The 10,446-nt window shown below is 28.4% G+C and carries 13 protein-coding genes and 1 pseudogene; 4 read left to right on the top strand and 10 right to left on the bottom strand.

The features are described 5' to 3' along the window. Both QK892_RS17870 and QK892_RS17875 read left to right on the top strand, forming a co-directional pair. The coding region (locus tag QK892_RS17870; protein ID WP_317274903.1) for a hypothetical protein at positions 1-385 on the top strand (385 nt) is incomplete at its 5' end. A 150-nt stretch (positions 386-535) separates the two neighbouring features. Continuing rightward, positions 536-1,114: a uridine kinase family protein gene (locus tag QK892_RS17875; protein ID WP_317274904.1), complete on the top strand. Its 579-nt coding sequence runs from the start codon at positions 536-538 to the stop codon at positions 1,112-1,114. Between the two features lie 177 nt (positions 1,115-1,291). On the opposite strand, the gene yedF is transcribed toward QK892_RS17875, so the two are convergent. The 7 genes from yedF to QK892_RS17910 all read right to left on the bottom strand — a co-directional run bounded on the left by yedF (position 1,292) and on the right by QK892_RS17910 (position 7,316). Continuing rightward, entirely contained in the window at positions 1,292-1,897 is a 606-nt protein-coding gene (gene yedF, locus QK892_RS17880) for a sulfurtransferase-like selenium metabolism protein YedF (protein ID WP_317274905.1), read from the bottom strand. Between the two features lie 37 nt (positions 1,898-1,934). Beyond that, a complete protein-coding gene (yqeB, locus tag QK892_RS17885) occupies positions 1,935-2,741 on the bottom strand; it encodes a selenium-dependent molybdenum cofactor biosynthesis protein YqeB (protein WP_317274906.1) in 807 nt (268 codons plus the stop codon). Positions 2,742-2,758: 17 nt separating this feature from the next. Beyond that, positions 2,759-3,499 carry a selenium cofactor biosynthesis protein YqeC gene (gene yqeC, locus QK892_RS17890; protein ID WP_317274907.1) on the bottom strand — a complete coding sequence of 247 codons (741 nt, stop codon included), beginning with the start codon at positions 3,497-3,499 and terminating at the stop codon, positions 2,759-2,761. A 10-nt stretch (positions 3,500-3,509) separates the two neighbouring features. Continuing rightward, complete coding sequence (selD, locus tag QK892_RS17895) at positions 3,510-4,568, bottom strand: selenide, water dikinase SelD (RefSeq protein WP_317274908.1); 1,059 nt, start codon at positions 4,566-4,568, stop codon at positions 3,510-3,512. 501 nt (positions 4,569-5,069) lie between these two features. Further along, complete coding sequence (locus QK892_RS17900) at positions 5,070-6,200, bottom strand: mechanosensitive ion channel family protein (protein WP_317274909.1); 1,131 nt, start codon at positions 6,198-6,200, stop codon at positions 5,070-5,072. 260 nt (positions 6,201-6,460) lie between these two features. After that, positions 6,461-6,619 carry a DUF1540 domain-containing protein gene (locus tag QK892_RS17905; protein WP_317274910.1) on the bottom strand — a complete coding sequence of 53 codons (159 nt, stop codon included), beginning with the start codon at positions 6,617-6,619 and terminating at the stop codon, positions 6,461-6,463. 91 nt (positions 6,620-6,710) lie between these two features. Continuing rightward, a complete protein-coding gene (locus QK892_RS17910; protein ID WP_317274911.1) occupies positions 6,711-7,316 on the bottom strand; it encodes an FMN-dependent NADH-azoreductase in 606 nt (201 codons plus the stop codon). A gap of 165 nt (positions 7,317-7,481) precedes the next feature. Between QK892_RS17910 and QK892_RS17915 the strand changes: the two genes are divergently transcribed. Beyond that, on the top strand, positions 7,482-7,859 hold the full coding sequence (locus QK892_RS17915) for a winged helix-turn-helix transcriptional regulator (protein ID WP_317274912.1): 378 nt from the start codon (positions 7,482-7,484) through the stop codon (positions 7,857-7,859). 84 nt (positions 7,860-7,943) lie between these two features. Further along, complete coding sequence (locus tag QK892_RS17920; protein ID WP_317274913.1) at positions 7,944-8,396, top strand: GNAT family N-acetyltransferase; 453 nt, start codon at positions 7,944-7,946, stop codon at positions 8,394-8,396. A gap of 178 nt (positions 8,397-8,574) precedes the next feature. Here QK892_RS17920 and sdaAA read toward each other — a convergent pair whose 3' ends face one another. The 3 genes and pseudogenes from sdaAA to QK892_RS17935 all read right to left on the bottom strand — a co-directional run. Then, positions 8,575-9,456: an L-serine ammonia-lyase, iron-sulfur-dependent, subunit alpha gene (gene sdaAA, locus QK892_RS17925; RefSeq protein ID WP_317274914.1), complete on the bottom strand. Its 882-nt coding sequence runs from the start codon at positions 9,454-9,456 to the stop codon at positions 8,575-8,577. A 1-nt stretch (position 9,457) separates the two neighbouring features. After that, positions 9,458-10,138 (bottom strand): L-serine ammonia-lyase, iron-sulfur-dependent subunit beta, encoded by a 681-nt coding sequence (gene sdaAB / locus QK892_RS17930; protein ID WP_317274915.1) that lies wholly within the window; start codon positions 10,136-10,138, stop codon positions 9,458-9,460. 69 nt (positions 10,139-10,207) lie between these two features. Further along, a pseudogene (locus QK892_RS17935) lies at positions 10,208-10,446 on the bottom strand (hypothetical protein); the annotation flags it as partial.

Raw genomic sequence — 10,446 nt, forward strand, 5'->3', positions numbered from 1 at the left:
AGCTTTTTATTTAGAATATTTCCATAATAAAAAAGTACAAATAAACAATTTTAATGATTTTCTAAATACTTATGATTTTATAGAAAAAATAAAAATTTATCTAGTAATTGGAATATCAATAGGACTAATTATTTCAATTATAAAAAAGATAATATGCAGAGGTTGGATTTCATCTAATTATATTTTATTTACTAACGGTGAAATAATAGATCTAAAAGATATTACAGAAGTCAAAATTGAAGATAACTTTTTTGGTTTTTCAAAAAAGATTTCATTTAAATTAAATAAGTATAGTAGATTCATTTATATAAAAAATGATAACTTTCCAAAAGTTAAAGAATACTTAAATTCTCTAGGTAATAATAATCTAGAGCTTAATACTTAAATAATTGCATCTGTTTTATTTGAATGTTAATATTATTAACTTTATTCATGCAGGATGGGTGCTTACACCTTTTTTTAGAGTTATATTCCAAAAAGTGTATAATGAGTATATATTATCACGTAATTATATTGTGAATTATGGAGGTAAGAAATGATAGATAAAATTATAAATAAAATCAAAGAGAATATCGCAGTAAAACAATTTTGTTTAGTTGCAATTGACGGAGCTTCTGGGTCAGGAAAGAGTACATTGGCAGAGCATATTACTTCAAAGTATGGCAGTGGTCAGATAATACATATGGATGATTTATACAAGCCATCTAATGAAAGAATACACCTAGATATTTCTAAAAAAGAATCAGGGGCAGATTATGATATCAAAAGACTTAGTAATGACATTATTATTCCTATCATCAATGGAATTGAAGGAAAGTATCAAAGATATGATTGGGATATGGATAAATTAGCAGAATGGCATACTGTTAAGCCAAAGGGGCTAATTATATTTGAAGGTGTCTACTCTATAAGTAACCAATTATATAATGAGTACGACATTAAAATATTTGTAGAATGTAATAGAGAGCTTCGTTTGAAGAGAGGGTTAGAGAGAGATGGTGAAAGTGCTCTAGATTTTTGGAAGCAGTGGATGCTTGAAGAGGACAAATATTTTCAAGAACAAAAACCTAAAGATAAGTCAGATTTTATAATTTTAGGGGAAGAAAAATACTAGGATAGTTTAAATCTCACTTGCATTAATAGGCTATTACTATATGATAAATTAAAACTGGATAAATTTATTTGCTATTCTCTCATTATATTAGTCAGTTAAAATAAAAAAAACTCAGGCCCCTGAGTTTTTTTATTTCCCTTACATTTTACTTCTTACTTCTTCACTCTTACTTCTTACTTATAATTTTATAGTATTTCCACTGCTATTCATAAGATCTATAATTTGATACATATTTCCTATCTCTCCAACCTTAAGCTCATCCTTTAAATCATAAAAATCTAGACAAGCTCCACAGCTTATTATATTTACCCCCTTTTCACTCATTGAATTCAAACTATCTAATACGTCTGAGCCTGTACAAGTTAGCTTAACTCCTCCATTTATAAACATTAGGTTTTCTGGAAGGATTTCTGACTCTGCCAAAGTATTAATATATACTTTCATCAAAGTTTCTCCTAGCCTGTCATCTCCATTCCCTAAAAGGTTAGTAGCTACTAATATAGTTGGTGCTGAATGTACAGAAATATTATCTAATCCTTCATTAACATTGGAGATTTCTACATCCTTAATTTCCCCTCTTGAAAGTTGTATCTTATATAATCCCTCTTCTTCAATAAAACTACTATTTAAATTAATTCCCTTTGCAAGTCTTAAAATATTGTTTTTTGCTACTTCATTATCTACTATTACTAAAGTCTCTTTTGAATCTTCTAAGTCAAAATATTTTTTAGTTTTTATTACAGGCATAGGGCAAGCTAATCCCTTACAATCAATAATATTCATAATACCACCTCTATCACATTTCTTTATAATTTTTTTTTTAGATTTTTTTGATATTTTTCATTATCAATAGAGCTTCTAAAACTCCACCACCTATATTTCTAGCCTTATCTGAAATGGTAGTATAGTTTTCTACTTCTTTAAGTCTAGGATCTACATCTCCTATTTTTAATCCTTTATATACAGTTGTCCCATCTTTAATTAGCCCTCTTAATAATCCATCAATAGGTGCTCTAACCTCATTTTTACCAATATAGGCTAGTACATCATTTTTATTTACTATTTCACCAATGCTACTTATATTTCTTATTACTCCATCAGAATCACTATATATTACTCTTTCCTTTGAATATCCTCCAATTTCGCCTGGAACTCCAGTATTAGGCATAGCATATCCATCAAAAATTAATCTTCCTAAATTATGTCCTCTCATTGTTTCAATAACAACATCTACATCTTTACCCGCTTTGAAACCAGGGCCTAAAGCTATAGTAATCGGGGACATATTCTTGTTTGTTCCTAAATTTTTCTTTGCTAATATAGCATCTATTACAACTAAAGGTTTAACTTCATTAATAATTTTCCCTTCTGGATCAACTAATATTGGTATAAAATTATTTTTATGAGCTTCATTCATTTCATTTATATTATTAACTCTTATAGCTATAATTCCTTCTACTGATGTTTCTCCATTATATATAGCATCACTAAAAGCCACATTTCTTCTTATTGCTGTTGGTTTCTCTACTTCTAATATAATTACTTTAAATCCACTTCTATATAACTTTTGTATAGTTCCAGAGGCTATGTCTCCTCCACCTCTTACAACCACATAATCTAAACTCATATATCTGCCCCCTTTTATTACAACTTAATACATTTTAAAGATAAATCCTTTAAGCTTCCATATATAATTTTACTTAAAAGTCGTACTTCTTTATTTTCATTTATTATTTTATTAATTAATAAAAGCATAGTATCTTCATCAACTAAATCTGCTGCATTAAGAAACAATATTTTTTCTCCCATTGAATTCTTAAATAACCCATCATCATTAAATATAGTCTTTATTAATATATCTAAATTAACCTCTTCATCAATATTGCTATTAGTTAAATCTATAAACTCTTTTAATCTATGAATATTTTCCTCATTTATTTTCATTCCAATAGCTTTTAAGCTTAAGATTCCTATAGTTTTACTAGTATCATTCAAGATAACAGGTTCATAAGTATTCCAAGCTTTTAAACACTTTTTCTTAGATCCATCAGCTTCAATTAAAATATATTTAAAATCATTTTTTATGTAGCTTATACTTTCCATATCAGGAGCTACCAATTTATTTTCTTCATTTATATACTTACCATAAACATAAATTCCATCATCATTATTATTTCTTATAAATTCATATCCTTCTTTTCCTAAAGCTAAATATTTAACTTCATTTTCATTTGGTCTATAAATTTTAGTTGTAGTGGTCACTAAAACCTTACCAAATCTTTCAAGTTCATTTGCTAATAGAAACATTAATGTGGTCTTTCCACCTGCACCTACTATTGAAACTATATCTTTTTCTTTTATCTCCAATAACTCATATATCAACACAGAACTTCACCTAAATTATATTTATAGGCTTATTAGTTTGATTTGCTTCAATTACTCTTCCTATAATTGCTGCTTTAATTTCACTTCTATTATTAATATTATTTAATAATTCATCTGCTTTATCTTCACTTACAGAAATCAATAAACCACCTGAAGTTTGTGGGTCAAAGAATGTCAATCTAGTTACATCATCAATATTATCTATAAAGCTTACCCATTTTTCAAAATGTTTTTCATTTGAATATGCTCCACTTGGCAAACAATACTCTTTAACTAAATCCCTTACTTTATTCATAATAGGAATTTTCTTACTATCTATTTCTAGGGCTACTCCACTTCCTGATGCCATTTCATATGAATGACCAATAAGTCCAAATCCTGTTATATCTGTACAAGAATTTACCCCTATCTTTTGCATTTCTTCTGCAGCTATTTTATTTAATGTTGACATAACTTTTGCCGCTTCCTCAAATTCTTCATCATTAATAAAATCAATCTTTAATGCTGTAGTTAATACTCCAGACCCCAAAGGTTTTGTTAATATAAGAACGTCACCTACCTTTGCCCCTGAATTACTTATAACCTTATCTGGATGTACTAATCCTGTAACTGAAACTCCATATTTTATCTCTTCATCTGTAATAGTATGTCCACCAGCTATTGTTGCTCCCGCTTCTCTAATCTTATCTGCTCCACCCTTTAGAATTTCTGCTAATATATCCGCACCAATAGTTGCTGAAAAACATGATAAATTCAAAGCTGTTAAAGGCTTTCCTCCCATTGCATAAACATCACTTAAAGCATTTGCTGCTGCAATTTGTCCATAAGTGTAAGGATCATTTGCAACAGGGGTGAAAAAATCAACAGTTTGAACTAAAGCTAAATCATCAGAAATTTTATATACCCCTGCATCATCAGATTTATCAAAACCTACTAATAAATTTGGATCTCTCTTATCTTCATCTACTTCAATATGCTTTAATACCTTAGCTAAATCATCTGGTGTGAACTTACCTGCACAGCCGCATCTAGCTGATAATTGCATAAGCTTCTTTTTCTCATTTTCCATTTTATCACCTGAATTAATATTACCTTTCAAATAATTTACTGAACAATTAAATTATACCACTATTGTTAGTAAAATAGAGAAAAAATATAATGCCAGCTGTTCCGTCACAAGCTCCAAGTCACACTAGCATTATATTTTTTCTCTATTAGTACTATCTTTTATCATTACTGAAGGAAATAATTCCTCTCTAGTTCGGAATTATGAGAAATTGATTTATCCACTTTTATTTACTCAATATACAACTCCAAGTCGCCAGAATATAAAATCTATCTCCTTATTTAACAAGACTCAAGGTAATAATTCCTCTCTAGTTCGGAATTATGAAAATATCATTACATATACTTTTATTTATTCTATATCTTTGCGACCTCGTAAACTCCAAGTCGCACGAACATAATATTTATATATTTCTATATTAAATAAATTTAGTCATTTCTCATAAATTACCATTTTAATTTTTTCATTATTTCATTTTTTCATTTAATGTTATCTTTGATAACATTACCTGTTTCCTCTTTCTTCTTCAGTTATATTTCTTATAGACTCTAACTCTGAGCAATTAGCTTCACAATTATTATCTCTCTGTAAATTTGTAATACCAAGATTAAAGTTTAAGAACATTAACTCTACTTCTTCTTCTCTAAGTATCCTTAATATTTCGATATTTATTTCTTCCTTTAAAGCCTCATACTTAACATATCTTAACTCGTTAGTATAAAAGTACACGAATACTCCAAAACCATAAGTAGATAATTCATTGAAACTCACAATAATCATATCTTTATCAATTTTTTCATGATTATTTAATAATTCCCTTATTCCCTCTAATGAATTTTTTATTTTCTCTATAGGTGTTTGAAATCTAATTGTAAATTTAAAATGTATTCTTCTTAACTTTCTTTGGCTCCAATTTATAATATTTTCATTAGCTAACTTTGAATTTGGTATAGTTGCAACTGCCATTGAAAAAGTTCTTATCTTTGTACTTCTAAAAGTTATTTCTTCTACTATTCCTTCTATATTAGCCGTCTGTATCCAATCACCTATAGCAAAAGGTCTATCTAATACTATAATTACTCCACCAAAAAGGTTAGAAAAGGCATCCTGAGCCATCAAAGCAAATGCTATCCCACTTATTCCAAGTCCAGTTATAAAGCCTGTAAACCCGAATTCTCTTGCAATAATACTTATTCCTATTACTATTATAACTAGTCTTATTATTATTGATATAAACGGAAAAACTATATCATTTTTTCTCATTTTCCTATGAATAAATGAATTCTCTAAAGTGAGATTATAAAAGAAATCACATATAACAATAATTATAAATATCTTTTTTAACCTATCACTATTAATAGAGTTTATATTCAATCCGTCAAAATCTATTATTTTTAATGAAACATATAAACTATAAAAAGTAATATACAATTTAATAGGCTTTTCTAATGCTCTAGCTATACTATCATCAGCATAATTCCTTGTTTTTTTAACTAACATAATTATATAATCAAAAACTTTTGTTATTACAACCTTATTAATAAATAGAGCTATTACAATAATTATTAAGGCTAATATATATTTACTTATATCCACTTTTAATAAAACTTCAATAATATCCTCTATTTCTTTCATACCTACTCCTAGTGAATTTTCTAATTTAAAATATCAATTATTATTTTTAGTTTTTTTATTATTTTTTATCCATATTACATAAAGTTTTCCTTAAGTCTTTTTTAAATTATTGTATTGTAAAGAAAACTTGTATTTTCTCTTATAATAGCTTTCAAATATAATATCTTAACCCATTCACTTATAACTACGTTAAAAGTTTAGTAATTTATTTATAAAAAAAGAAATGAGAAATTATTATTAATTTCTCATTTCCTGTCTCATTATCTTAATTCAAAGGAGTTACAATCAGTACATTGAACTTGAGTTGGGTTTTGTTCGTGTGTTCCAACTTCAATTACTGATAATGTACAATATTTTTCATTCGTATTATTATACTTACATTGCTCAACTGTACATTTAATGTTAGGGTTCTTATCCATTAAAATCACCACCTTACGATTTTAGTATTTGCTTTAAACTATATACTATTCATAAGGTAATGGGATTTCTAAATGGTAATTTTAAGTTTTATTAAAAGTCTTTTGCTATTTCTTTAGCTTCTGCTATAGTATCTGCAAGAATCTTTTCAACATCCATTCCTACAACATCAAGACTTTCAGCTGCTACACTTTTAATTTCTTTAACTCCAAAGAATGAAAGAATTGCTCTTAAATATCTTTCTCCCATTTCTAATTCTGCAGCAAATCCACTAGAATAGTTTCCACCTCTACCTGAAACTATTAATGCTTTATCTGCTTTACAAGTTCCAACTGGACCTTGTGCTGTGTACTTAAATGTTATTCCAGTAACACTTACATAATCAAAATAAGCCTTAACTATAGCTGGTGCACCTAAGTTCCACATTGGTGCAGCTACAATAATCTTATCTGCATCTGCAATTTGATAAGCATATTTTAATATTGGATGATTTTTGCTTTCTTCAGTCTTCTCTCCAAAAACTGCTCCTAAATCTTCTTGTCTTAAGAAATCTATATTTTCATTATATAAATCTAAAGTTGTAACTTCATCATTAGGATTTAATCTTCTATATTCTTCTACAAAGCTATCCGCTACTTGAAATGTTCTTGATTGGCCTTCTGGTTTAATATTCGCTTTAATATATAATAATTTTTTCATCTTTACCCTCCACCTAAACACTTTTGTAATGTTTATGTATTTAATATATAATATAATTAAATGATAGTTTATAAAATAACAAATTACAAGTAGACACTTTTTTTATACATAGTATCTAAATTGATACCTATTATCAATTAGTTTTTATTTTTAAGGAGATGGGATATGGAGAAATTTACAATAAATCATAAAGATTGTAATATAAATAATAATAAAGATAATAAAGATAATCATGAAGTTTGTCCAATGATTTTAGTTCATAGGCTTCTTTCAGGGAAATGGAAAATACTAATACTTTGGTATCTAATAAATGGTCCTTTGCGATTTAGTGATATAAAAAGAAATTTACCAAATGTCACACAAAAGATGCTAACGAATCAACTTAGAAGCTTAGAGGAGGATAATCTTATCTATAGAAAGATTTATCCAGTAATACCTCCTAAAGTTGAATATGGATTAACTGAAATAGGAATTAAGATTATTCCTGTTTTAGAATCTATGCATAGTTATGGAGAAGAATATATAATAGGAATGAAAAAATGAAAGATAATTTACTTAAACTTAAAGAACAGGGAATTGAAGCTATTAATGACTAAGTATATTTAATAATAGAAAGATGTGAATGATATGGAAATTATATCAATAAAAAAATCACCTGAATATACAGATGAAGCAATTAAATATTTTCAAAGTAAATGGGCTTCTGAAAATAGTATGAATGTTTATGATGACTGCATAAGAAATTGTATTACTACTTCTAATCCATTGCCACAATGGTATTTACTTATTGAAAATAGTAAAATAATTGGTTGTGCAGGTCTTATTACAAATGATTTTATTAGTCGTATGGATTTATACCCTTGGGTTTGTGCTTTATACATTGATGAAGAATTTAGAGGAAATAAATATGGTTCTCTTTTACTAGAACAGGCAAAACAAGATGCTAAAGCCGGAGGATTTTCTAACTTATACCTCTGTACTGACCACATAGGATATTATGAAAAATACGGATTTAAATATATTGGTATAGGCTATCATCCATGGGGAGATAGTTCTCGTATATACTCTATAGCTTTATAATATATTTAATTAAGAAGCCGTCGAACAGCTCCTTAATTTTACATTTTTAATTATTCATTTTACATTGTGCGATAGCACCTTTATTAATAATATTATGTAACCTCTTTTATACTTTTTGTTTTACGTATTAAAACTACTTAAACTATTACTTATTACTTCTTCACTCTTACCTATTGTTTTAGTTGTCTCCAAATACTTTTTTTCTAAGTTCTAATCCTGCTTTAGTTACTGCAACTCCTCCAAGTGCTGTTTCTCTTAATGATGGAGGAAGACTTCTTCCTACTTTATACATTGCTGATAGTGCATCATCAAATGGTATCTTTGATTCCACACCTGCCATTACTAAATCTGCTGTGCATAAAGCACTTATAGCTCCTGATGAATTTCTTTTTGCACATGGGATTTCAACTAATCCAGCAACTGGGTCACAAACAAGTCCTAATATATTTTTAAAGACTATTGCAGCGGCATCTAAAGACATCTTAGGAGTACCACCCATCATTTCAACTATTGCAGCTGATGCCATTGCTGATGCAGATCCACATTCAGCTTGACAACCACCTTCTGCTCCTGCAAAAGTGGCATTTCTTCCTATTATCATACCTACTGCGGCTGATGCAAATAATGCCATTATTAATTCATCATCACTTTTCCCTAGTTTTTCTCCTGCTGTTAATATCACTGCTGGAAGTATTCCACAAGAACCTGCTGTTGGGCAAGCTACTATTCTCCCCATAGATGCATTTACTTCAGACGATGATAAAGCCATCGCCATAGCTAAAACCATAGTATCTCCAGTTAATGTTTTTCCCTTTTTTAAATATTCTTGAAGCTTATATGCATCGCCACCAATAAGTCCACTAACAGAATAAACTTCTTTTTCTCTTCCTTCTGTTGCTCCACTTCTCATGGCATCTAATGTCTTTTTCATCTTTGCTAAGACTTCTTCTCTTGATACATCTCTATCTTCCATTTCTCTTCTAATAGCGTATTCACTTAAAGAAATAGAATTTTCTTCACATATTTTAATAAGTTCTTCTCCAGATCTTGCTACGTCCAAACTACTCACCGTCCTCAATCTTATTAATAAGTATTACTTTTTCAATTCCCTCTACCTTTTTTATTTCTTCAATTAAATCATCAGAAAGTTTACTATCTACTTCAAAAGTCATAGTTGCATCCTTTCCTTTTTGACTTCTTCCTAATGTTAAAAAGGCTATATTAACTTTGCTATCATATAAAATATTAGTAACCTTTGCTACAGTTCCTGGAATATCTTTATGAGAAGTTATTATAGTAGAATATGCTCCGGTAAACTTAACTTCATTTCCGTTAATTTCATTTATTTCAATATTTCCTCCACCAATTGATGAGCCTATAACCTCACACTCTTTGCCATTTTGAAGCTTCAATAAAAATTTTACTGTATTAGGATGATAATCGCCTAAATCTACATCCTTGAAAGTAATCTTTATTCCCTTTTCCTTTGCAATTTCAAGTGAGTCTCTAAGTCTTTCATCTGATGGATCCATTCCCATTATACCTGCAACTAATGCTCTATCAGTTCCATGTCCTTTATAAGTTTTTCCAAAAGAGCCATGTAATAAAAATGTTACTTCAGATACTTCATCACCAGCTATAGTTCTTGCAACTTTTCCAAGTCTTGCAGCTCCTGCAGTATGTGATGATGATGGCCCAATCATTATAGGCCCTAATATGTCAAAAACACCCATGCTACTCATGATTAGTCTCCTTTAGTATAAATATTTTTTATACCACTATTATATAGTGCCAATAAGTAAATATCTATATTAATTAAAAAGTTTAGTTAAGCTTAAATTATATATTTTTATTAAATATGGACTTTGCATAAAATATAGTTTGTATTTTTTTCTATTTTTCTTAAATTCAATCAAACTTATTTTTTCATTTATCTTTATAAGGTTAATTTTGTCTATTTCTTCTCTTTTATACTTAATAATATTTATTGATTTAATAATTTCAAATTCATTTCTATCAATATTATAAACAGTATTAGGTATTATTTTTT

Source organism: Clostridium lamae (genome assembly GCF_033043255.1).
In the GTDB taxonomy this organism is placed as follows: Bacteria; Bacillota; Clostridia; order Clostridiales; family Clostridiaceae; genus Clostridium; species Clostridium lamae.

Excerpts from the sequence above, each read along its gene's own strand:
- QK892_RS17875 (WP_317274904.1), top strand. The coding sequence starts at position 536 with ATGATAGATAAAATTATAAATAAAATCAAAGAGAATATCGCAGTAAAA.
- yedF (WP_317274905.1), bottom strand. The coding sequence starts at position 1,897 with ATGAATATTATTGATTGTAAGGGATTAGCTTGCCCTATGCCTGTAATA.
- yqeB (WP_317274906.1), bottom strand. The coding sequence starts at position 2,741 with ATGAGTTTAGATTATGTGGTTGTAAGAGGTGGAGGAGACATAGCCTCT.
- selD (WP_317274908.1), bottom strand. The coding sequence starts at position 4,568 with ATGGAAAATGAGAAAAAGAAGCTTATGCAATTATCAGCTAGATGCGGC.
- QK892_RS17900 (WP_317274909.1), bottom strand. The coding sequence starts at position 6,200 with ATGAAAGAAATAGAGGATATTATTGAAGTTTTATTAAAAGTGGATATA.
- QK892_RS17905 (WP_317274910.1), bottom strand. The coding sequence starts at position 6,619 with ATGGATAAGAACCCTAACATTAAATGTACAGTTGAGCAATGTAAGTAT.
- QK892_RS17910 (WP_317274911.1), bottom strand. The coding sequence starts at position 7,316 with ATGAAAAAATTATTATATATTAAAGCGAATATTAAACCAGAAGGCCAA.
- QK892_RS17915 (WP_317274912.1), top strand. The coding sequence starts at position 7,482 with ATGGAGAAATTTACAATAAATCATAAAGATTGTAATATAAATAATAAT.
- QK892_RS17920 (WP_317274913.1), top strand. The coding sequence starts at position 7,944 with ATGGAAATTATATCAATAAAAAAATCACCTGAATATACAGATGAAGCA.
- sdaAB (WP_317274915.1), bottom strand. The coding sequence starts at position 10,138 with ATGAGTAGCATGGGTGTTTTTGACATATTAGGGCCTATAATGATTGGG.